This window comes from Haladaptatus pallidirubidus, assembly GCF_020700235.1.
In the GTDB taxonomy this organism is placed as follows: Archaea; Halobacteriota; Halobacteria; order Halobacteriales; family Haladaptataceae; genus Haladaptatus; species Haladaptatus pallidirubidus.
The window spans coordinates 355,437-378,219 of the sequence record NZ_CP085305.1; the positions used below are offsets into that span (position 1 = coordinate 355,437).

Consider the following 22,783-nt stretch of genomic DNA (forward strand, 5'->3'; position numbering starts at 1 on the left):
TCTTATTAAAATGGAAATAATCTATCGAAGAAGGCGTAATTTGTACGAGATAGGGCGTTTGCAGTGATATTTGTACTGAACATCTGCGATAAATCGTTCTTGTCCATGAATCGTTAGGAATATTTATGTAGTCCGCCTATATCTGTAGGTATGGAATGCTAGACGGTAACAACAGAACCTCCCGTATCGATAGGCGAAGCTTCATAGCTGCGGCCGGAGCGGCCGGTATCACCGGGTTGGCCGGTTGTAGCGGCTTTGGAGGTTTCGGAGGCGGCAACGGTGGCGGGAGTAACGGAAAACAAACCATCGAGTACTGGACGTTGTTCGGCGGTGGCGACGGAAAAGCGATGGAAAAGATGGTCAACAAGTTCAACGAAAGCCACGATGACATCACGATTAACCGCCAGCGTCTCCCGTGGGATCAGTATTACGATAAACTGTATACCGCGCTCACCGGGGGAAAAGCGCCGGATTTAGCGGTCGTCCACGCATCACAGTTAGCGGTCTACCAGGACGTGCTCCAGCCGCTGGGCGACCTCGTGAACGACGAGACGGCGGACGGATACGTCAACTCCATTTGGAAACAGGTGCAGTTAAACGGCGACCGACTGTCGCTTCCGCTCGACACGCACCCCGTCGGCATCTACTACAACAAATCCATCTTCGAGGAGGCGGGACTCGACCCCGAAAAGCCGCCGACGTCCGCGAAGGCCTTTACGAAAGCCTGTAATACCATCACCAGCGAGACGGACAAACAGGCGTTCAGTCCGACGCCGTACGGTCCCGGAGAACTCCTTCGTATCTATCTCGCGTTCCTCCGCCAGTCGGGCGGTCAGTTGCTCAACGACGACAAGACCGAGGCTGCGTTCAACAACGAGAAGGGTGTCGCCGTCGCGAAGTACTTCTCGAACATCACCGGCGATTGGGGATGGGACAAACCGGAAATGTCCGACAACCGCTGGGAGAAGGCGTTTTACGCGGGTGACCTCGCGATGGTCGCCAACGGGACATGGTTCTACGGTCCCGCGAACGACCAAGATTTCGAGTTCGGCATGTTCAAACCGTTCGTCTATCCGGACGGGAACCAACAGTACACGTGGGCCGACAGCCACACGCTCGCGATTCCGATGAATCCAAATCGCAGCGATGCGAAACAGAAGGCCGCGGCGGAGGCCGCACGCTGGCTAACGCAGGAAACCAACATCTGGGGTACCGACGCGGGTCACCTTCCGGCGAGTCAGTCTATCCTCGAATCCGACGACCTCCGCCAGTCGAACGTCTGGAACAAGACGCTCTCGACGTTCTACGAGATGGCTGACAACAACGCGCTCGCGTACGTCCCGCGGACATCGACCGTCGACACGTATCAGGAGCGGATAACGGACAACCTCGCGCAGATATACAGCCAGCAAATCTCGCCCCAGAAGGGAATCCAGCAGGCTGCTCAGGGTGTTAACAACGCGCTGAAGAACAATAACTGACCAATGTCTGTCGCAAGCCGCCTCTTCAGTCGGTTTCGGTCGGCAAAGGAGGATGCGACCGCGATGCGAAATCGAGAAGCGCTTGAAGGCGTGCTGTTTGCGCTTCCGTACCTACTGGTGTTTTCGGTCTTCCTCCTGTACCCCCTATTGAAGGGGTTGTACATGAGTTTACACGATTGGAACGCTATCTACCCCTCGCAGTCCGAGTTCGTCCTCTTCGAGAACTACGTTCGCATGATGAACGACCCACTGTTCTGGAACGCTCTCTGGAATACGGTATACTTCGTCGCACTCACCGTGCCACCGCTCGTCGTACTCGGACTAGTGCTCGCACTCGGCGTCAACCGACAGCTGAAGGGTCGCCGATTCCTTCGGATGGTGTTTTTCAGTCCCTACGTGTTGACGGTCGCCGTTGTCGCGCTCATCTGGATCGAGCTGTACGCTCCCAGTTACGGCGTGTTCAACTACTACATCGGGCAGTTAGGTATCTCTCCGCCGAACTGGCTGAACTCGGCGACGTTCGGAATGCCCGCCGTCGCGCTGGCAACCATTTGGTGGACCCTCGGGTTCAATTTCGTCATCCTCCTGTCGGCACGGCAAGGGATTCCAGAACGGCTGTACGAAGCGGCGCGACTCGACGGAGCCTACGGATGGCGTGCATTCAGAGACATCACACTGCCGCAGATGAAACCGGCGCTGCTGTTCGTAACCGTTGTTCAGTTCATCGCCTCGTTCCAAATATTCGGACAGGTGTTCATTATGACCGGCGGCGGGCCGGGCAACGCGACGGACACCATCGTGATGTACTTGTACAAGGCAGCGTTCAACCAACACGAGTTCGGCTACGCGGCCGCGGTGGGATACTTTCTCTTCGTGGCACTCATCGCCGTCTCGATGGCGAACTACAAATTGGCGGGTGATTCCGCATGAGCACGCAAGCGAACGGTCTGCGGGAGCGAATCCAGGGCGCGTCCCTTCGAACGGTCGGTTTGTACGTCGGCCTGTACGGAGCAGCGGCGTTGTTCCTCGTTCCGTACTTGTGGATGATTTCGCTGTCGCTCAAACCGCGGTCGGAGATGTTCTCGCGGGTACCCCACTGGATTCCGTCAGAGCCGACGCTCCAGTGGTATCAGTACGTCCTCTCGGAGTCGCTCATCGTCCAGTGGACGATAAACACGTTCCTCATCGCCGGGGTGACGACACTCGTGGTACTGCTCTTCGACTCGCTCATCGCGTTCTCGCTGACGCGGCTCGAATGGCCCGGCCGAAACGTCGTGCTGAGCCTCATCATCGCCAGCTTCATGGTGCCGGCATACGTGAACATCGTGCCGTTGTACACCCTCGTGTCCGACCTCGGACTCATCAGTAGCTACGCGGGCGTCATCCTCCCGCTGACCGCGGGACCGCTCGGCGTCTTCCTGCTGGTGCAGTTCTTCCGGGATTTCCCCGATGAACTGGAGGAGGCGGCGCGTCTCGACGGCTTCTCGACGTTCAAAATCTACTCGCGGCTGATGCTGCCGATGATGAAATCGCCGTTGACGGCGCTGGCGCTGTTCACCTTCGTCAGCAGTTGGAACCAGTTCCTCTGGCCGCTCATCGTCCTCCAATCCGAGGGGTCGTACACGCTCCCCATCGGATTGGTAACGCTGTCGAGCAGTCAGGTGTTCCAACCGGGACTGATGATGGCAGCGACGCTCATCGCGTCGCTGCCGCTGTTCGTCGTGTTCCTGCTGTTGCAAGATTACCTGATCAACGCGATTCAGGTACAGGGGACGAAGGGATGACGACCGACAACTCCGACGTCGAACGACTTCGAACGGCCCTCTCCGAGACGGGTCGGTTCGTCTATCGCCACATCACCGCGCTCGTTGGCGTGAGCATCGCGTGGTTCGTCGCCTCGATACCGCTCGTCACCATCGCCCCCGCGACGCTCGGCGCGTACGCGGCGATTCGGTCGCTACGCGAATCCGGGCGTATCGACCGCGCCGTTGTCCTCGAGCGGGTACGAACGAACGGTATTCACGCGACCTTGCTTAGCATGCTTCCGTTGCTTCTCGCTCTCGCCGCTGGGTTGTACGCGAACGCCTACCTCGAATCGAGGACGACCGCGAGCGCCGCACTCGCGGTCGTCTGCGCCTACGCCACCCTGTATGCGGTGCTCGTGCTCGTCCCGGCGTTCGTGTCGCTCTCCGACGGGACGCCGCTGCTCGAGGCGCTCGGATTCGGTCGCACGCAGGTTACGGGGCACCCGACGCTCGCGCTCACGACCGGACTGCTGACGTTCGTCGTGTTCGTGTCGACGGCCGCGCTCACCGTCGGATTCGCCCTCTTATTCCCCGCGCTCGCCTTCTCGCTGCACCTGTACCTCTTCGACGATGGGCGAGAAGACAACGAGAACGACCGCGAAACGACAGACCGAATCCATCACCCGAATCGCTTTCTGACTGAGATATAAACACAACGTATGAACGAGATAGAAACAATACGAACGCAGTCTACCGCAGAATCGTATCGAACCGAATGGTCGCTGAACGGCACGTGGGAATTCGCACTCGACCCGGACGATGAGGGTCTGGACGGCGACTGGTTCGCCACCGACGCCGACTGGCCGGAGCAGACGCCGGTCGACGTCCCTCACGCGTGGCAGGAGCGCGACGAGTACCTCGACTACACGGGGGTGGCGTGGTATCGCCGACGAATCGAGGTTCCGGAGACCGACGCCGACGAGCGCGTCGCACTCTCCTTCGCGGCCGTCGATTACGAGGCGACCGTCTGGGTAAACGGTGAGGAGGTCGGACGCCACTGTGACGGATACCTCCCGTTCGAGTTCGACGTCACGGATGAGTCGCAGACGGGCGAGAACACGATGGTCGTTCGAGTCGAAGATCGGGACGACATCGAGGAAATCCCCCACGGCAAACAAGGAAAGCCGTGGTACACGCGAGTGAGCGGTATCTGGGGGGACGTCGAACTGCAAACGCATCCGGCGACGCGGACGACGAACGCGCGCGTTACCCCGAACCTCGACGCGGACACGGCGGAAGTCGAACTGGCGTTCGAGATGGCGGGCGAATCACGTGACTTGACGGCCGTCGTCACCGCCACATTCGACGGTGAAGTGGTCGCGGAGGCGGCGGCAGAACTCGACGATGAGGACACGACGACGGTTGAACTCGACATCGAGAACCCGAACTACTGGACGCCGGAGTCGCCGGACCTCTACGACCTCGCGGTTTTCCTCAGCGCGGATGGTGAGAGTATCGACCGCTACGAGGATTATTTCGGCATGCGAACCTTCGAGGTGACCGAAGAGAGATTCCTCCTCAACGGCGAACCGCTGCGGCTCCGCGGCGCGCTCGACCAGGGATACTACCCCGAGACGTTGTATCGTCCTTTCGAGGACGATCTCTTCGAGCGCGAAATTCGAATCGCGAAAAAGCTCGGGTTCAACATGCTCCGAAAGCACATCAAGCCCGCCCACCCGGATTTCGTCGAAGCGGCCGACCGATTCGGCATTCTCGTCTGGGAGGAACCGGCGAATCCGTCGGTTTACACCGAGCGCTCGAAACGCGAAGTTCGCGACCAACTGAAGGGGCTTATCGAGCGCGACTACAACTCCCCGAGCGTCGTCGTGTGGAGCATCTACAACGAAGAATGGGGAATCGGCGGTCACTACGAGGAGGGCGAAGAGTCACTGTGGACTGACGAGGAAAAACAACAGTACCTCGCAGAACTGTACGAAACCGTCCGCGAATGGGACTCGACGCGCCCCCTCTGTGACAACTCCGGTTGGGCGCACGTCGCCACGGATATCAACGATTACCACCGCTACTTCGTCAGCCCCGACCGCGCCGACGCGTGGGCGGACGACCTCGACCACATCATCGCACACCCCGCGGACAACTACGGAGCCAAGGAAACTGACCCCGACGAGTCTCCAATCGTCGTCTCGGAGTTCGGTACGTGGGGTCTCTTCGACGTGGACGAGTTTCGCGACCGGTACGGCGGAGAGCCGTCGTGGTTCGACCACGACTTCTTCGACGACCCAATCAAACGCCCAGCCGGCGTGGACGAGCGGTTCGAGGAATCACAACTTTCGTCGGTGTTCGACGGCTACGAGGATCTCGCGAACGCGTGGCAGGAGCGAGAGTTCGTCTCGATAGCGGACGTTATTGGACAGATGCGCACCCGGGAGGATATCGCGGGATACGTCATCACTGAATTTTCCGACATCGAGTGGGAGTTCAACGGACTCCTCGACTACTACCGCGAGGAGAAGACGTTCTGCGACGAGTTCGCATCGGTGAACGCCCCCGTGATGCTCCGACTCGAACCGCACGCGCGAACCGCTTGGCGCGGCAACGAAATACCCGTCGATGTCGTTGTCGTCAACGACACCGCCGACTCGGTGGAAGCCGACGTCTCCTGGGAGGCGTTCGACGACGCCGGAACGGTCGAAATCGATGCCGACGGGGGAAGTATCGAGCGCGTCACTGACGCCTTCATCGTGAACACAGCCGACACGACTGGCGTCTCTTCGGACGAAGTGACCGCGACACTCGAAACCTCGTTCGGAACGGTCACGGCCGCCGAACGGCTTTGGACCGTCGAGGATACATCGAGCGCGAATGACGATGTAACGGCGCTCGTGCGCGGGGCGATAAGCCCCCACGTAGCGGCGGCGGCCAACGGCATCGCTACGCAGCACGAATTTAACGCGGACATAGACATCGCCATCGTAACGGAGATGGACGATTCCGTTCGCGCGTTCGCCGAAGACGGAGGGGCTGTTATCCTCGTCCCCGGTTCGGACGGCACGATGTCGGACGAGAGTCCCTTCGAGTTCCGCGAACTCCCCGCCACCGAGAGCTGGAATCTCGTCTCCTCGCTGTTTTACAGCGACTCGGAATTGGTGGCCGACGTCGTCACCGACCGGCGACTGGGATGGGCGTTCGACGACCTCTACCCGTACGCGGTCGCGGATGTCGCAGAATCCGACGACGCCCACGTCGGCTACGTCGAGGGATGGCTCGTCAACGAGGGAAGTCCGCTCATGACGCGCCCATTCGGCGCTGGAACCATCACGGCATGCACGTTTAGAATCACTGATGTTTACGGGAAACATCCGACGGCAACGATACTTATGAGTAACATCATCGCGAGGGTTACAAGCGAATGAGAATCGTTGAATACGAACTGTTCGAAGTACCGCCGCGGTGGCTTTTTTTGAAAGTCACCACGAGCGACGGCACCGTTGGCTGGGGCGAACCGGTCGTCGAAGGGCGCGCGAAGACGGTTCGTGCCGCCACCGAGGAACTGATGGACAACTACCTGATGGGCGAAGATCCGCTGCCCATCGAGAACCACTGGCAGACGATGTACCGCGGCGGTTTCTACCGCGGCGGGCCGATCCTCATGAGCGCAATCGCCGGCATCGACCAGGCGCTCTGGGACATCAAAGGAAAACACTACAATGCGCCGGTGTACGAACTGCTCGGCGGAAAGGCGCGGAACCGAATTCGCGTCTATCAGTGGATCGGCGGCGATCGTCCGGCCGACGTAGGCCAAGCGGCCGCGGAAAAAGTTAACGCCGGATTCACCGCGCTGAAGATGAACGCGACGTCGGAGATGCGGCTGGTCGACACGCCGGCGGCAGTCGAAGACGCCGTCGAACGACTCGCGCAGGTTCGCGATGCCGTCGGAGACGACGTCGATATCGGCGTCGATTTCCACGGCCGCGTTCCGAAGCCGATGGCTAAACGGTTGGTCGATGCACTCGAACCGTACGATCCGTTCTTCATCGAAGAGCCGGTTCTCCCCGAACACAACGATGCGCTCGGCGAGATAGCGCAGCACACGACGACTCCTATTGCAACGGGCGAACGGATGTATTCGCGGTGGGATTTCAAGGAGGTGTTCGAAGATGGTACCGTCGACATCATCCAACCCGATTTGAGCCACGCGGGCGGTATTACCGAAGTAAAGAAGATCGCGGCCATGGCCGAAGCCTACGATGTGGCGGTCGCGCCGCACTGCCCGCTCGGGCCGATCGCGCTCGCTTCGTGTGTGCAAGTCGATGCGTGTTCGCCGAATACGCTCATTCAGGAGCAGAGTCTCGACATCCACTACAACGAAACCAGCGACGTACTGGACTATCTCGCCGACCCCGACGTGTTCGACTATCACGAAGGGTATATCGATTTACCGACGAACCCAGGTCTCGGTATCAGTATAGACGAGGGGACGGTATACGAGCGGGCAGAGCACGAAGTCGACTGGCACAACCCCGTCTGGCACCGAGACGACGGCTCCGTCGCGGAGTGGTGACGATGCCCGAGACGCCAGTTTCCGGCCGATTCGACCACGAAACCGTCGTCGTCACCGGCTCCACGCGCGGCATCGGAGACGGCGTCGCGCGGCGATTCGCCGCGGAAGGCGCGAACGTCGTCGTCACGGGGCGAACTCATTCCGCCGGCGAGCGCGTCGTTGCCGAAATCCGTGACGACGGCGGCATCGCAGAGTTCGTCCGTGCGGATATGCGCGACCCCGACGACATCGCCGCTCTGTTCGAAGCGACGAACGACACGTTCGGCGGCGTGGACGTCCTCGTGAACAACGCCGGGGTACAGACGGAGACGAGCGCAGCCGACGCATCCCTCGATGACTGGGCGTTTGTCCTCGAAACCGACTTTCGCTCGTACTGGCTCTGTGCGAAGCACGCACTCCCGTACATGGATCGCGGGGCTATCGTCAACGTCTCTTCGAACCACGCGTTCCAGACGACGCCTGAAATCTTCCCGTACAACGCGGTGAAGGCGGGTATCAACGGGATGACCCGCGGGATGGCGCTCGACTTCGGGCCGCAGGTTCGTGTCAACACGGTCAACCCCGGTTGGGTCGCCATCGACCGAACCACCGACAACATGTCCCCGGAGCGTCGCCGCGAGTTGGAAGCCATTCATCCGATCGGTCGCCTCGGTACGCCTGCGGACATTGCGGGCGTCGTCGCGTTTCTCGCCAGCGACGATGCCGCGTTCGTCACCGGCGCGAGCCTCCTCGCCGACGGCGGTCGAACCGCCGTGATGCAGGACGACGCGCTTCCGGATTATCGAGCACGACGGGACGAATAATCATCGTCCGCGGTTCGCAACGGAATCGCTCACTCGACGGTCGGGACGGGAACTTCTTTCGACGGGTTTCGCTCCGAGACGTGCAGAAAGTCGTCCGACCAGACGAGCTTATCAGTCATGAGTGCGCGCCGAAGTATGCCTTCGTGGTAATAGTTCGGATCCTCGTAGGCGTGATAGAGTAGCCAGTCGTCGCCCGTATCGTCCGTGACGACGGTGTTGTGGCCGGGGGCGACAAACTGCTCTGTTCCGCCGACGACGAGCCGACCCTGCTGGTTCAGCAGGTGGTTCCCCTCTCCGTCGGTGTAGGGTCCGTTTAACGAGTCGGCACGACCGACCGTGATGCGGTAGGTCGATTCCATCCCCTCACAACAGCTTCCGCTGGAGCCAAAGAAGTAATACGCGCCGTCGCGTCGCAAGATGTGAGCGGCTTCGAACGCATCGCCCGCGATTTGGAACGGTTCCCCGGCGACGTCGAATCCAGCCTCCGTTAGTTCGACGCCGTAGATACCGTGAAAGCTTCCCCAGAAAAGATAGGGGGTGTCGCCGTCGCGGTAGAAAAACGGGTCAATGGAGTTTTCAACGCCGATTTCGTCCAACGTGAATAGCTTCCCTCTGTCTTCGAAAGGCCCCTCGGGCGAGTCGGCGGTGGCCAGACCGATACCGGGGTTGGAACCGCCCCACGTAGAGACGGAGTAGTAGAGGTAGTACGTTCCGCGGTACTTCGAGATGTCCGGTGCCCAGATGTTGCCGTACTCCTTCCACTCGGGTCGCTTCTCAAACGCCTCTCCGACGCACTCCCAGTTCACGAAGTCGGTGGATTTGACGATCGGAACGAGTTGTGTGCCGTTTCCGTCGTGCCAGTCGTCTTCCGTCGCGTAGGCGTAGTAGGTTCCGTCGTCAGTTCTGACGGCCGTCGGGTCGGCGAATATCGGCTCAAAAACCGGATTTTCGAACGTTTCGGTGGAAGATGATTTTATCGTCTAAATCGAACATGCTGCGATGCTGACGAACGAGCCGCTTCCCAAACTTCACAGGAGCTGACGTCGCTTCACGGTGGCAAATACCACGAAGTGCTGATATTTAGGTTTGTTCTTTGGTGAAAAAATAGTCACATACTAGGGTAAGCGCGACTACACCGTGGACGTCATCGAATTCCCCCTTTGACGGCGTCTTCGGGTGTTACTTGACGATTCGGAGGTGCGGTCACCGTGCGGTATGTAGCTCTCGTCGAAAAAATTCTCCATTCGGGATTGTCCCTGTGGCGTGTGGTAGATGAGCAACGACGTGAACGCTTGGAACTCGTCGAATCTGCGGTCGCGGTATTTCATATTCTCTGCACAACCGAGGTTAAATGCACCAAAAATCATATTGCGATTGAAACGTATTTTCAGATCTACTTGTTTGAGAACTCTTCGACGTAACGCTCCCGAAGACTTGACTTGTTCTACCAAATATGTTTTAGGGTACGAAGGTTAGATGTGTCCAAACTCTCATATATACTCTTGACGAAACACCCGTTGTCGCCGAGTATCGAACGCTCTGTAGCATTTGAGAGACCACGACTCATATATTCGTGAGAGTCTGTTAGAATTGCACAGTATTGTAATTTTATAACTTCACTGAGTCGAAACCGAGACTGATGTCACGCGCATTAGTAGAGTGGTATTCGTAGAGATCTTTCCAAGAGAATCCGCCAAATTCTCGGCAGGGTAACACTTGAGCTATCTATTTTCACGAGTCGCATTCACTTCCGTCGCTAAATAGCCAGCGTCGGCCATGCAACAGCCAGAAACGGCAACGTCCTCAGGCGACTCGCCGCCGCCCCACTGGTTAATATACAGTCCCGAACTGTCCCCGAGGAATGCGTGAATAGGTTCCGTACCGTTTTCCCTTTATACCTCATAGTGCTATACGGATGCCAACAATAGATTACTATAATTAGTCGGGTAGCAGCTTCTTTACAGAAATAGGAATGTAATGATATACGTCGGAAGGAAACTCACTTATAGGTCGGTTCAACACAACAGTGATTTGGAGACTACTTGGCAGGCCAGCATCAGATTAAGCTAAGCACAACTAACATCGGCGGGATTGACTAAACAAACGTTAGCTTCTCCCCCCGGCGTTACAGTGCTTACCGGTCGAAATGTAACGAATCGCACTTCCTTCCTGCAAGCAATCATGCCAACACTCGGTAGCGACCAAGCGACCCTCAAAGACGATGCGGAGGAAGGCAGCGTCGAACTTACGATTGACGATACTACGTACACACGATTGCTCACACGTACCGACGGGTCGATTATGACGAAAGGTGATCCGTATCTCAACGACGCAGAACTCGCCGACCTCTTCGCGCTTTTCCTCGACTCGTTGGAGGCGATCGATTCGAATCGGATTGTGACGCTCTTCGAGTACTTTAACGAGTATGTTGGCTACTTAGTCACCGCACTGCTAACCCGAGGACGCGGCCGCACACGATGAATCGTACGAGCGAGTGACCGAGATCTAACTATTTTTCTATCGGTATTGTTGTACTCGATTGTAGAATCCCACTACGTTGTTCGACCAGCGTGGATGAACATCTCTTCATTTATAATAACGAACACAAATTATGGTGCGTACGTGGTGAATGCATAATTCCTGTCTCCCGAACCAGGACGTTGTGGTGTTAGTAACAGTATCTGACGTGGTCGATGGCCTTCCGCGCACCACAAACAAGGATAGGTCTGCGTTGAATGTTAACCAAGAGAATCCCCGAAGCACACCGGGTAATCCCCTTGAGAGACATAGGCTCGGCTCGTTCGCGAGAGAGGAACGTCTGATCGGTTACTGACTCGCCAACTAGCCGCTAAAATGGTTCCATACGTAAGAACAAAGCTAAAATCGAAAAGTGACGTGACGTCAACCGTTATCGGACGCGTTTGAGTTCCCCGCTTGCAAACGAAAATATGTGACGTCGGGAAGAACGTCCCCCGAATACATCCGAAAAATTAGAATATAGACAATTATACGTGGAATTATCTTCGGATTCAATGGTTACGCGTCGTACCTATTCAACTGGCTCAACAAATGATGAGTAGTATGGATGACGGTTGAAATCGTCTGCGTACCGCGCGACTACGTGTGCAAATGAGGGGATCGGCTCACTCTTCGACAACGGGATTTGTGAGCGTACCGATTCCCTCGATTTCGGCTTCGCACGTTTGCCCTGGTTTGAGCAGATCCACGGGGTCACGGAAGATACCGACGCCTCCCGGCGTTCCGGTCGAGATGATATCGCCCGACCGAAGTGTCATATTCTGACTGATGTACGTTACCAACTCTGGCACGTCGAAGATGAATTGGCTGGTATTCGAAGACTGTTTCATTTCGTCATCGACACGCAACGCAACGTCGACGGCATTCGGGTTATATTCATTGCCGGCAACTAACGTTGGCCCCATCGGTGAAAACGTGTCGTAGCTCTTCCCTCGGAAGAACTGTCCGTCCGAGAACTGCGCATCGCGACCGCTAACATCGTTGAGAATAGTATACCCAGCGACGTAGTCATCGACTTCATCTTGGTTGAGGTCTTTGGCGGTGCGACCGATGACGACGGCAAGTTCGACCTCGTAATCGACTTTTTCACCGTCGGGATGGACGATCGGACTGGACGGATTTGTAACAGTTGTCGGTGCCTTCGAGAAAAGAATCGGATTTTCGGGGATTTCCTCGTCCTGCTCATGGGCGTGGTCTCGATAGTTGAGTCCGGCACAAATGATCTTGCCCGGGCGGGGCACTGGCGCAAGCAGGTTCACGTCCTCCTCGTCGCACTGGGAAAGAGCGCCGTTTTGGACTTTGTCTCGCAACTGGTCGAGGTACCGTTGATTGGTAAGATCCTCGTACGAAGGTTCTCCCGCCGGTAGATCGGCCAAGGAGTGTATTCGAGTACCCTCTTTGACACCGATAGTGGGGGTTGAATCACTGTTGTATCGAACGAATTGCATCAACCGTGTATGTTATTTACGGGAACTTAAATTTTGAGATGAGGGCAATCCCTCCGCAACGCACCGTCTTCGAGCAGCGATGCGGATTTCACGTGAACGGATATGAAATATCTCAATAATTATAGATTAATTAATAAATATACATCTACCGGTTACCTTCGGCGTGGGGATATATTTATGGGGTACCTCTCCAGCATTATAATATGGATTCGAACGAGAAGCGCAGTTCGCTTGCTGTCTCGGAACAATCGATCGTCGAAGCCTGTAGCGAGACACCACTACCAAAAATGGGAATTATCGAGCAAATATGGGAGACGAATCCCATCCCACGGGACGATATCGCCGCACGAGCAGCCCTGGCATTTAGTTCGCTCCCCTTAGACGACGTTTCGACTGGTAGTGAAATCGCACTCGGCGTCGGGAGTCGCGGTATCGCAAACCTCCCCAGCATCGTCAGAGGCGTGGTCGCGGAAGCGACGGATCTCGGCTATGAACCCTTCGTGTTTCCGGCGATGGGAAGCCATGGTGGTGCTACTGCAGAGGGTCAACGCGAGATGTTAGCTGAACTCGGTGTGACGGAATCCGCGATCGACTGTGAAATCCGTTCGAGTATGGATGTAACTGAAGTCGGTCGCACTCCTGAGCGAAACGTGCCGGTCGTTGCCGACACCAATGCTGCGAAGGCCGATGCAATCGTGCCGATAAACCGGATCAAACCGCACACTGATTTCAGCGGAGCGGTCGAGAGCGGCGTGTCGAAAATGCTCGTCATCGGAATGGGAAAACAGCGTGGGGCCAAAATCGCTCACGATTGGGCCGTAGACTGGTCGTTGCGGGATATGATTCCTGAGATAACCTCCCAACTTCTCTCCAAACTGCCAGTCGTCGGCGGTGTCGCGATCCTAGAGAACCAGCACGACGACACAACTCGAATCGAGGGAATACCCCCGAAGGGGTTCCTCAACCGCGAGGAAGAGCTCCTCGAGACGGCGTACGACATCATGCCGAAAATCCCGTTCCGTGAAACCGATATCCTGATCCTGGATCAACAGGGAAAGGATATCAGCGGCCAAGGAATGGACACGAACGTTATCGGTCGCCGTCCCTTCGCGATTCAAGAACCAGAACCGGAGACGCCCGAAATAAAGCGGATATTCACGCGATCGCTCACCGAAACCACTCACGGTAATGCTATGGGGATGGGATCGGCCGACTTCGTACACGAAAACCTTCTTACGGAAATAGACATGCCAACGACGGTGATTAATGCGTTGACGGCAAGCACCACCCGAGGCGTCCGCCTCCCACCGGCCGTCGAAACCGACCGCGCTGGTCTCATCGCTGCGTTGTCGACGATCGGCATCGTCGATCCGGAGACCGTCCGTGTCCTTCGTGCAACCGACACTATGCGTCTCCATCGCCTCTACGCTTCGACGGCCTTGATCGAGGAGGCTCGAACCCGTAACGACCTCCGTGTCGTTGCGGAACCATCACCGATCGAATTCGAATCAGGGGCGTTTGCAGCCCCATCCCCGCATGAAACGTCCGCCGGTGACGATTCACGGTAGGACGAATCCGTCATCGGTCATCTTATGCTCTTTGTCGCGTTGTAGCGTAGAGACTGTTCTTCTTCGAAGCTGTCCTTGATGAGTAGAGACCGTCCACGTATCGCGACTATGGACGACGCCATTACAGTTACTCCGCGTTCTCGATGCGGCCTCCGGATTCGGAGACTGCGGCGAACGGGTTGACGTCTTGAAATGATTCAGTCGGTTTTGAATTGGTATCGACAACATCCGCTTTGGCGATCATGTATCAACGTCGATTCGGTAGTATTCTTTTCGCCGCCTCATATCGTTCATACTCGGTTCCGTAACTACCCTTCGAGGTTTCCCTTCGAGTCCCAAATACGCATCATCAGATCGGCGAACACCGACGTACGGAGCGGATATCCGTTCTCATCTGTCTCGTCGATAGCTACCGGGCGGACGTTCGTAACGAACTCCTCGTCATAGCTCATATCGCGTAACACTTCACGAACATCGAACGTAAACTCCCCATCATCGTCTGTGTCGACCCAGTCCATCGCTCGCTGTCGCTGGCCATATTCGATACTGTACGTCTCACCGCCCACGAGTTCACAGATGTCGTCCAGTGAACCGATTTCCAACCGATCACCGTCAGTCTCGATGTAGAGCGTGTCGTTCCGTACGTTCGTTTGATACCGCTGCATACGACGACTTCCTCGGTCAGTCGACTTAATCCATTGGGGTTTGAACCGGCGTTTCATCTAAACACCGATCTCTCGGGGCCAAACAGAGGAGGAAGCGATTGAAGCAAACTTTGACTTTCCTTCGAGTGCCGTTTTACGATCCGCGGGTGGGCACATAGCGATTCGCCATTATCATATTTGAAAAGGACGTTCCCGAGCCGGGAACAGATTTGGTGTTGAACGTGCAGATCACCGGGATTGATTCGTTTATCACCCACCGACTACCGGCGACGAAATAGTGGTACGAAATGCGCTCTTCGAGATACAGTGAATCCTTGATCCGATAAACCGAGTGTTTCGGTGTTCAGCGGGCGTTAGGTAGAGGAACCCCTTTTCTATTACAATACTAACTCTGTAATGGGCTTTTAATGAATTTTCGTTCGGCTTTAGGGAACAGCAACTCGCTTATCGGAGCGGAAACGAACGCTCCGAAGGGTAGAAACTTACCCGTCAAAAGCAACACAGCAAAAGATATAATAATATTGATAAAAAACTGAACTCCAGTGTTCCCCCTGAGGGAACAGTACTCGTTGTTTGGTACCGCGATCCGGATCCACAGACACCACTACGTCTTCACTCGGTATCCAGTGCTACCGAACCCCACCGCTTGAATTTACTCGGGTTGGTAGCCAATCTCTTGTTGGAGCACATTACTCTTCATCGTGTTCGACAGCACTTGACCGACGAGTGTTCGGGATAGCGGTTACTTCTTCGATCAGATTGGCCGTGTACGTAGTCGTGTGTAGTTTTACACGAATGAGTAACAACGGTGTTTTCCTCCATCATCGACGGTTTTTCGGCTGCCCTTCATTATTTCTGTCCGACTAGGAGAACAGGTTCTGTTTTCTAGCCGACATCTACCCGCACCGACCTTGTGAAAATGAAATCTGTCTTATGATAAAGTTTATCGCACAATACTATTATGAAATAGTCGGTGTTTAAGCAATGCCAGAAAACAGGAGAACGTTTCTCCGTTTGATTGGAGCCGGCAGTATCGGTGCCACAGCGATGACGCTATCGAGCGGATCGGCTGCGGCGGCAACTATCATCACTATCGAGGGCGGCGGCGCGGACATCTGGAACCAGGTAGACGCGTTCCACTTCTACTACGAGTCGCTGTCGGGCGACTTCGACGTGACGGTGCGCAACACGGAACTCGAACGCACCGATGCCTTCGCGAAGACTGGACTCATGGTCCGAGAGACGCTGGACGCCGATGCGAAGAACGTAATGCTCCGCCGGACGCCCGACGGGGAGGCCTCGCTGCAGTGGCGACCGGAGGGCGGGGCGGAGACGCTCAGCACGACGTCGGGCGGAGAGGACGAGAGCGAGATCGACGGCGGCAGCGTCCAGGCCGACTGGCTGCGACTGCGGCGGAGCGGCGATGCGGTCGAAGCATACGGATCCACAGACGGGAGCGGCTGGACGCGGATCGCGCAGCTCGATGCCTCGAGCGTCGATCTCGGCTCGGATACTTACGTTGGCATCCCGGTCACGAGCCACAACGTGGGAACGCTGTGTACCACGCAACACCGGAACCTCTCGGGGATCTCGCCCGACGCAAACCGGGACATCGGCGACGTGGAAGTGGCCGGGAGCGTCACGGTCGAGGAGGGCGTGCCGTTCGTCTCGACGGACGAGTCATCGGACGTGACGGCGTCATCCGCCACTCTCAACGGCAAGTTGACTGACCTCGGTGGGGCCGAGTCGGCCGAGTGCTACTTCGAGTACCGGGAGGTCCCGACCGAGTCGTGGACCGCGACGGAGTCGACGACGCTCACCGAGACGGGCGAGTTCTCTGTCGACATTGGCGGGCTGACGAGCAGGAGGTACTACGAAGTGCGCGCCGTTGCCGACACGAGCGACGGCGATAGCGCGACTGGATCGACGCTCACGCTCGGAACGCCGAGCAACGGCGACGGACAGAGCAGCGGGACAGGACCGTCGAGCGCGTCGGCGTTCGACCCCGCCGATGGGTTCGCTGATCCCGCTCCTTGGCTCGATAACGACACGCCCGTCATCAAGATTACCGAACCGACGCGGCGGCAGCTCGAGGCCGCGACTAGCGTCAACGGGCCGCGCGTGGTCGTCTTCGAGACCAGCGGCACCATCGACCTCGAAGCCCAGCGACTCACGGTCACGAACGGCGAGCTCTACCTCGCCGGTCAGACGGCACCGTCGCCGGGGATCACGCTCATCCGCGGTGGCCTCTGGCTGAGCGCCGACGACTGTGTGGTTCAGCACATTCGCGTCCGTCCTGGCGACGCCCGCCAGGACATTGGCTGGGAGCCCGACGGGATTCAGACGGGCGACGGCACCGCGAATAACGTGATCGACCACTGCACAGGGACGTGGTCGATCGACGAGAACATCAACGCCGGCTACGACACGAACAACACCACCATCTCCAACTGTCTGATCGCCGAACCGTTGAACGACGCGACCCACTCGAAGGGCGAGCATGGCTACAACTCGATCATCGGCGACCGCGCGAAGAACGTCGCCTACTTCGGCAACGTCCTGGCGTACGCGACCGACCGTAACCCGCGCCTGAAGCAGGGGACGGAGACGGTGGTCGTGAACAACCTGATCCACCGGTACGAGGACGGGATGTGGGCCGACCCGGACACGGCCCACAGCATCGAGGGCAACGTCTTCCAGTGGCCGAACAGCGACAAGGCGAACATCTTCGGCGAGGGCAGCGTCTACGCCGACGGCAACGTCCTCGACTGGGACGCCGACAACGCGATAATCGGAGACGAGATCACGGTGCTCGACTCGCGGCCGCTGTGGCCCGACAACCTGTCGCGCATCTCCACCGATCGCGTCTACGACCACAACCTGGCGAACGCGGGCGCGCGTCCCGCCGATCGGACGGCGAACGACGAGCGGATCGTCGAGAACGTCCGCACCGCCGGCGGGAGCATCATCAACAGCCAGGACGAGGTCGGCGGCTACCCCGACCTTCCGGTGAACATCCGGTCGCTCGACATCCCACAGGCCGGCACGCGCGCCTGGCTACGGTCGTGGGCTCGCGACGTCGAGACGTCGGACTAAGCGCGCACCGACGCGATCGACTCAAGTGCCGAGTCGCCCGACACCTGTTCTCCGCTGTTCTGACACAACGTTTATGTCCTCACTCCGAACATATCGACCGATGACAGAATCAGCTACGGCCCGAATCGACGTCCGCGAGTACGGAGCGACCGGCGACGGGACAGAACTCGATACCGACGCGTTACAGTGCGCGCTGGACGACTGTGCCGAGAGCGGCGGAACGGTCCACGTTCCTCCCGGCGAGTACCTTACCGCCCCCCTCCGGGTCGGCGATCAGACCACACTTCACCTCGCAGCCGGGGCGACGCTGCTGTTCGCGCGAGACTACAATGCGTTCCCGACCGTCGAGAGTCGGTGGGAGGGGTGGAATCAGGTCGGTTTCCATCCCTGCCTGCTCGTGCGCGACGCGGAGAACGTCGCCATCACCGGACAGGGAACCATCGACGGGCAGGGTGACTACTGGTGGGAATTCTACGACGCCCCAGAGTCCGAGTATCCCGACGGTTTGCGGGCACGACTGGATGAGTTCGACGAACGAAACGACAAACGGGATGACGTCAGCAGCTTCACCCTCCGTCCACCACTGTTTCAGATCGACAGCTCCGAGAACGTCTCCGTCTCCGGGGTTACCCTTCGGAACTCACCGTTCTGGAATACGCATCTCGTCTATTCGGAGAACATTACCGTCCACGACGTAAACGTCGAAAATCCGGCCGACGCGCCAAACGGTGACGGCATCGATATCGACTCCTCCCGATACGTGAGGATAAGCGACACGTATGTCAACGCCGGTGACGACGCTATCTGCATCAAATCCGGTAAGGATGAGGAGGGGCGGTCGGTCGGCGAGCCGGCGTCGCAAATCACCATCACCAATTGTACCATCGAGGCGGGACACGGCGGCATCGTTATCGGAAGCGAGATGTCGGGCGATGTGCGGGACGTCACCGTCTCCAACTGCACATTCACGGACACCGACCGCGGGATTCGTCTCAAAACCCAACGCGGACGTGGCGGCGTCGTCGAAGACCTCAGGTTTGACACGATCATCATGCGTCGGGTGGTCTGTCCCTTCGTCATCAACGGTTACTACTTCACCGACATCGACATCGACCCGGTTCCCGTTGACGAATCGACGCCGATGGTTCGCAACGTTCATTTCCACAATATCACGGCGCGCGATGTATCCTATGCAGGATTTTTCGCGGGTGTCCCCGAACAGCAGTTCGAAGATATTTCATTCTCGAATGTCCATATCGATGCCACTCGCCCCCTCGACGCTACTGATATCGTACCCGCAATGGCCGAGAATTATGAGGCGTCCCACACCTTTTTCTGCAAGTCGCTCGCGGACATCTCGTTTACCGATGTAAAGATACGGACACCAGAAGTCCCTGCATTCGCCTTCGAAGAGATCGACCTTGTCTCGATGGACGGTCTTGACGTACGTGGAGAGAGGTCGGTACCAGCGATGACCGCGAGTGACGTCGAACGGATTCAGATCACTGGATGCACTGCTCAACCGTCGGAACAGGCGTTTTTGGCGGTGCGTGGTGCCGCGACGCGATGGGTCTCCCTCCGCGGGAATCATGGGCCGCTGACCGACTGGGTTGCGGTGGACGAATCCGCGACGAATGCGACGATCGACTCGTCATAAGCTGATGTAATCGCGCTACTGTAGACTGTCTGTTCCCCAATGGGGAACGAAGTTCTCAATCTTAGAAATGATATAAGAATGACATCATTGGGTTACAACCGCCGGAGTACAGAATGCTCCGACGGTGAACAACAGTATTATACCACTTCCACGAAAGAGTCATTCATTGACGATGGATAAAACAATGAATCCAGAAGATGGACTCCGTGTGGGTCTCGTCGGTCTCGGTAGCCTCGGTATCCGCCTTGGACGCGAATTTCACTCCCACCCGGATGTCGAACTGGTAGCGATCGCAGACGTAAACGATGAGAGTCTTGCCGCAGCAGGCCGCGAGCTTGGCATCCCGAATGCATCCCGATACACCAGCTATCGAACGATGCTGGACGAAACGGCGCTGGATGCGGTCGGTATTGCGACGCCCAACGGCCTCCACTACGACCAGGCGACCACCGCGCTCGAAAGCGACCTGCACGTCCTCTGCGAGAAACCGCTGGCAACGACCGTCGAGGACGCGCACGACTTGGTAAATCGAGCGGAGAAGAGCGACCGGGTGACGATGCTCGGCTACCAGCGTCACCTCAATCCGGCCTTCGTCGCCGCGCGCGAACGATGGGCACTCGGCGACCTCGAACCAACGTTCATAACGGGCGAAATCACCCACGATTGGCGACACTACTACGAGGAAATGACGGATTGGCGGATGGATCCCGAACTGAGTGGCGGCGGTCACCTTCTCAACGTCGGGACGCACATCATAGACGCCATCCTTTGGACGACGGGATTGACTCCGACACACGTTACGGCAACTGTCGAGTTCCACGACGACGATCAGCTATTCGACAAGCAGTCGTCCATCATCGTCGAGTTCGACGGCGGTGCAGTCGCCAACATTGCCGATACGGGCATCGTCCCTCGGACGCGCGAACATATTCACATCTGGGACGACGATGGGGCCGTCTACTTCGAGGGACGCGAGTGGGACGAGCGGACGTCGTACACCATCGATGCCGACGGTATCGAACACGACCCCTATCCGAGCGAGGGGGAAAGTAAGGCCGGTGCATTCGTGGAGTCGATATTCGAAGGTACGAAACCGCCGTCGACCGCCCGCGACGCGTTCTGGGCGACAGTTGTAACGATGGCCGCTTACGAATCCGGTCGACGGAACGAGCGGGTCGAGTTGATCGACCTCTATCCATCCCTCGCTGAGGTTCCACGCTGACGATCGGTCTCCAGCTCCCTTTCTACACTTGTAAACATGCACGAACCAAAATAGGAGTGTAAGGAATAAATATATATACAGTGCCTCACATGGTATTTCCATGCCAGAAGCTAACAACTGGCGAAGAGGTATGGGTACGAGACGGAATTTCATCAAAACAGGCGCTGTCGCTGGCGCAACATTGCTCGCTGGTTGTTCCAACAGCGGCGATGACCCCTCACCAGGTGCTAACGATGGTGGCGGCGGCGGGACAAACGGTAACCGATTCAGGGTTTTCGACCCGCTAACCAGCGGTGCGACGCCGAGCGAGCGGCACTTCAATCCGTGGAATCCAACACAAACAGGCTGTTGGCACCCGGGTGCAGCGATATTCGATCGGCTTGCAGTGTACAGTCCGACGCAGAACGAAGCGTATCCGTTAATGGCCGAATCCTGGGAAATGTCCGGGGACAAGACCCTCGAAGTCACTCTCAGTGATAAGTGGACGTGGCACAACGGTGACCAATTCGTCGCCCAGGACTGGGTCATGCAACAACAAATCGAGTTAGCGATCCAACAGGCCTCGGACTCAGAGGAAGAACAGCTCATTAAGTCGGTTGAAGCGATAGATGATCAGCACATACGGATCCAGCTGACCGATTCGTTATCCGAAATTTTCGCTGTGCAGAACACGATCGGAATTTACAACGGCAATCTCGCTCGAGGGATCTTCACCAAGCACGATGACTCGAAGTGGAAAGGGTGGCACGATAAGCTGGTAAACGCCGAAGGGAGCGAGAAGCAGGCCGCGATCGAGGAAATCACGACGACGAAATATCCGATGATAACCGACGATCCAATCGGTCATGGCCCGTTCCAAATCTCCGAGGTCGGTGACAACATCATCGTAATGAGCAAATACGAGGACCACCCGAACGCCGATAACATCAACTTCGACGAATTCGCGCTGAAGCTCTTCTCGACCGAAAAGCCGACACAACCGTACACGTCTGGTAAGGTCGATGCTGCACATAAAGGGTTTCCAATCGAGGACGACCTCAAAAGCCGACTTCCGGAGGGGCACACCTTGTTCCGTGAAGGGAGATCCAGCAACAAACTCTTCTCGTTCAACTGTGGCCATGATGTCGACTACGATTCCCCTGTCAACAACGTCAACGTTCGTAAAGCCGTCTGTCACGTCTTCGATCGAAAGCAAACGACAACCCTCCTTCAGGGGGTAGACCGGCCGTTTGAGTGGGCCCCGTGCCGCGTTCCTGGAAAAGTGTTGAGCAACGGTAATCACGAAGCGTCCGAGTGGGTGAAAGACTTTACCAAGTATGGTGAAAACAACACCAAGCGAGCTGGAGAACTACTTCGTCGCGAAGGGTACCAGAAGAGCAACGGCAAGTGGATGACTCCTGATGGGAAACGCTTCAAGCTCAACATCATGAACGGTGCGGATCGACCTGATATCCAAGTTCTCAAACAGAATTTGAAGGACTTCGGCATCGAAACGAAACAGGAGCAAGTCGATGATGCGACCTTCGACGATCGCCGAGTTAACGGAGAGTACGACATCATGCCGGACGGTTCGTCCGCGAATGGCGTCACCGCCATGTGGTCGATCGGTCTAGTGCCGGATTGGATTCAGTCGATCACGCACTTCAAACCCGAGCGAGACGTTCCGATGCCAATCGGTGACCCCGAGGGTTCCAGCGGAACGAAGACGATCAACGTGGAACAGCACATCCGCAAGTGGCAGTCCACGGGGGACTCGAAATTCCATCACGAACTGATGTGGTGGTGGAATCAGACCCTTCCCGAAGCCGAGATGCTGTATCAACCCGATGCAGGCGCGTACAACGGATCTAGTTGGCAGTTGGACGTCGATTCCGGTATCAAAAACGGCGTCGACGACGCGCTCTACATCGCACCCAAGATGTCCAACGGGACGATACAGTACAAAGGATAGCCACGTGTAGATCGTCGACCGCTTGCA

Annotated in this window: 16 protein-coding genes and 1 pseudogene; 13 read left to right on the plus strand and 4 right to left on the minus strand. The window is 57.2% G+C overall.

Features of this window, described 5'->3' with window-relative positions; genetic code table 11:
- The first annotated feature begins 155 nt into the window (after nt 1-155).
- From LIX15_RS28575 to LIX15_RS28605, 7 genes are read left to right on the plus strand one after another with little or no spacing between them, the layout of a single operon-like run.
- The gene (locus LIX15_RS28575) at nt 156-1,481 is read left to right on the plus strand and encodes an ABC transporter substrate-binding protein (protein WP_227778194.1); all 1,326 of its coding nucleotides are present in this window, start codon (nt 156-158) and stop codon (nt 1,479-1,481) included.
- A gap of 3 nt (nt 1,482-1,484) precedes the next feature.
- Nucleotides 1,485-2,411: a carbohydrate ABC transporter permease gene (locus LIX15_RS28580; RefSeq protein ID WP_227778195.1), complete on the plus strand. Its 927-nt coding sequence runs from the start codon at nt 1,485-1,487 to the stop codon at nt 2,409-2,411.
- Nucleotides 2,408-3,265, plus strand: a complete 858-nt coding sequence (locus tag LIX15_RS28585) for a carbohydrate ABC transporter permease (protein ID WP_227778196.1) — start codon at nt 2,408-2,410, stop codon at nt 3,263-3,265. Before LIX15_RS28580 ends, LIX15_RS28585 begins: the two co-directional genes overlap by 4 nt.
- Entirely contained in the window at nt 3,262-3,936 is a 675-nt protein-coding gene (locus tag LIX15_RS28590) for a hypothetical protein (protein WP_227778197.1), read from the plus strand. Before LIX15_RS28585 ends, LIX15_RS28590 begins: the two co-directional genes overlap by 4 nt.
- Nucleotides 3,937-3,945: 9 nt before the next feature.
- Entirely contained in the window at nt 3,946-6,660 is a 2,715-nt protein-coding gene (locus LIX15_RS28595) for a glycoside hydrolase family 2 protein (RefSeq protein ID WP_227778198.1), read from the plus strand.
- Entirely contained in the window at nt 6,657-7,808 is a 1,152-nt protein-coding gene (gene dgoD, locus LIX15_RS28600) for a galactonate dehydratase (RefSeq protein WP_227778199.1), read from the plus strand. Before LIX15_RS28595 ends, dgoD begins: the two co-directional genes overlap by 4 nt.
- 2 nt (nt 7,809-7,810) lie before the next feature.
- Nucleotides 7,811-8,611 (plus strand): SDR family NAD(P)-dependent oxidoreductase, encoded by an 801-nt coding sequence (locus LIX15_RS28605; protein WP_227778200.1) that lies wholly within the window; start codon nt 7,811-7,813, stop codon nt 8,609-8,611.
- Between the two features lie 29 nt (nt 8,612-8,640).
- Here LIX15_RS28605 and LIX15_RS28610 read toward each other — a convergent pair whose 3' ends face one another.
- A complete protein-coding gene (locus tag LIX15_RS28610; RefSeq protein ID WP_227778536.1) occupies nt 8,641-9,588 on the minus strand; it encodes a family 43 glycosylhydrolase in 948 nt (315 codons plus the stop codon).
- A 1,083-nt stretch (nt 9,589-10,671) separates the two neighbouring features.
- Here LIX15_RS28610 and LIX15_RS28615 point away from each other — a divergent pair.
- Nucleotides 10,672-10,990: pseudogene (locus LIX15_RS28615) on the plus strand (ATP-binding protein); the annotation flags it as partial.
- A 764-nt stretch (nt 10,991-11,754) separates the two neighbouring features.
- Here the strand turns inward: LIX15_RS28615 and LIX15_RS28620 are convergent.
- Nucleotides 11,755-12,597 carry a fumarylacetoacetate hydrolase family protein gene (locus LIX15_RS28620; RefSeq protein WP_227778201.1) on the minus strand — a complete coding sequence of 281 codons (843 nt, stop codon included), beginning with the start codon at nt 12,595-12,597 and terminating at the stop codon, nt 11,755-11,757.
- Between the two features lie 203 nt (nt 12,598-12,800).
- On the opposite strand from LIX15_RS28620, the gene LIX15_RS28625 reads away from it, so the two are divergent.
- Nucleotides 12,801-14,165 carry a nickel pincer cofactor-dependent isomerase, group 22 gene (locus LIX15_RS28625; RefSeq protein WP_227778202.1) on the plus strand — a complete coding sequence of 455 codons (1,365 nt, stop codon included), beginning with the start codon at nt 12,801-12,803 and terminating at the stop codon, nt 14,163-14,165.
- A gap of 308 nt (nt 14,166-14,473) precedes the next feature.
- On the opposite strand, the gene LIX15_RS28630 is transcribed toward LIX15_RS28625, so the two are convergent.
- Together LIX15_RS28630 and LIX15_RS28635 are read right to left on the minus strand one after the other, a co-directional pair.
- Nucleotides 14,474-14,830, minus strand: coding sequence for a hypothetical protein (locus LIX15_RS28630; RefSeq protein ID WP_227778203.1), 357 nt, complete (start codon nt 14,828-14,830; stop codon nt 14,474-14,476).
- Nucleotides 14,831-15,883: 1,053 nt separating this feature from the next.
- The gene (locus LIX15_RS28635; RefSeq protein ID WP_227778204.1) at nt 15,884-16,372 is read right to left on the minus strand and encodes a hypothetical protein; all 489 of its coding nucleotides are present in this window, start codon (nt 16,370-16,372) and stop codon (nt 15,884-15,886) included.
- A gap of 3 nt (nt 16,373-16,375) precedes the next feature.
- Between LIX15_RS28635 and LIX15_RS28640 the strand changes: the two genes are divergently transcribed.
- The 4 genes from LIX15_RS28640 to LIX15_RS28655 all read left to right on the plus strand — a co-directional run bounded on the left by LIX15_RS28640 (nt 16,376) and on the right by LIX15_RS28655 (nt 22,756).
- Nucleotides 16,376-17,926: a pectate lyase family protein gene (locus LIX15_RS28640; protein ID WP_227778205.1), complete on the plus strand. Its 1,551-nt coding sequence runs from the start codon at nt 16,376-16,378 to the stop codon at nt 17,924-17,926.
- A gap of 100 nt (nt 17,927-18,026) precedes the next feature.
- Nucleotides 18,027-19,583, plus strand: a complete 1,557-nt coding sequence (locus tag LIX15_RS28645; RefSeq protein WP_227778206.1) for a glycoside hydrolase family 28 protein — start codon at nt 18,027-18,029, stop codon at nt 19,581-19,583.
- A 184-nt stretch (nt 19,584-19,767) separates the two neighbouring features.
- Entirely contained in the window at nt 19,768-20,805 is a 1,038-nt protein-coding gene (locus LIX15_RS28650) for a Gfo/Idh/MocA family protein (RefSeq protein WP_227778207.1), read from the plus strand.
- Between the two features lie 130 nt (nt 20,806-20,935).
- Nucleotides 20,936-22,756 (plus strand): ABC transporter substrate-binding protein, encoded by a 1,821-nt coding sequence (locus LIX15_RS28655; protein WP_227778208.1) that lies wholly within the window; start codon nt 20,936-20,938, stop codon nt 22,754-22,756.
- Nucleotides 22,757-22,783: the final 27 nt, after the last annotated feature.

Excerpts from the sequence above, each read along its gene's own strand:
- LIX15_RS28625 (WP_227778202.1), top strand. The coding sequence starts at position 12,801 with ATGGATTCGAACGAGAAGCGCAGTTCGCTTGCTGTCTCGGAACAATCG.
- LIX15_RS28580 (WP_227778195.1), top strand. The coding sequence starts at position 1,485 with ATGTCTGTCGCAAGCCGCCTCTTCAGTCGGTTTCGGTCGGCAAAGGAG.
- LIX15_RS28645 (WP_227778206.1), top strand. The coding sequence starts at position 18,027 with ATGACAGAATCAGCTACGGCCCGAATCGACGTCCGCGAGTACGGAGCG.
- LIX15_RS28575 (WP_227778194.1), top strand. The coding sequence starts at position 156 with ATGCTAGACGGTAACAACAGAACCTCCCGTATCGATAGGCGAAGCTTC.
- LIX15_RS28595 (WP_227778198.1), top strand. The coding sequence starts at position 3,946 with ATGAACGAGATAGAAACAATACGAACGCAGTCTACCGCAGAATCGTAT.
- LIX15_RS28585 (WP_227778196.1), top strand. The coding sequence starts at position 2,408 with ATGAGCACGCAAGCGAACGGTCTGCGGGAGCGAATCCAGGGCGCGTCC.
- LIX15_RS28620 (WP_227778201.1), bottom strand. The coding sequence starts at position 12,597 with ATGCAATTCGTTCGATACAACAGTGATTCAACCCCCACTATCGGTGTC.
- LIX15_RS28650 (WP_227778207.1), top strand. The coding sequence starts at position 19,768 with ATGAATCCAGAAGATGGACTCCGTGTGGGTCTCGTCGGTCTCGGTAGC.
- LIX15_RS28590 (WP_227778197.1), top strand. The coding sequence starts at position 3,262 with ATGACGACCGACAACTCCGACGTCGAACGACTTCGAACGGCCCTCTCC.
- LIX15_RS28655 (WP_227778208.1), top strand. The coding sequence starts at position 20,936 with ATGGGTACGAGACGGAATTTCATCAAAACAGGCGCTGTCGCTGGCGCA.
- LIX15_RS28630 (WP_227778203.1), bottom strand. The coding sequence starts at position 14,830 with ATGCAGCGGTATCAAACGAACGTACGGAACGACACGCTCTACATCGAG.
- LIX15_RS28605 (WP_227778200.1), top strand. The coding sequence starts at position 7,811 with ATGCCCGAGACGCCAGTTTCCGGCCGATTCGACCACGAAACCGTCGTC.
- dgoD (WP_227778199.1), top strand. The coding sequence starts at position 6,657 with ATGAGAATCGTTGAATACGAACTGTTCGAAGTACCGCCGCGGTGGCTT.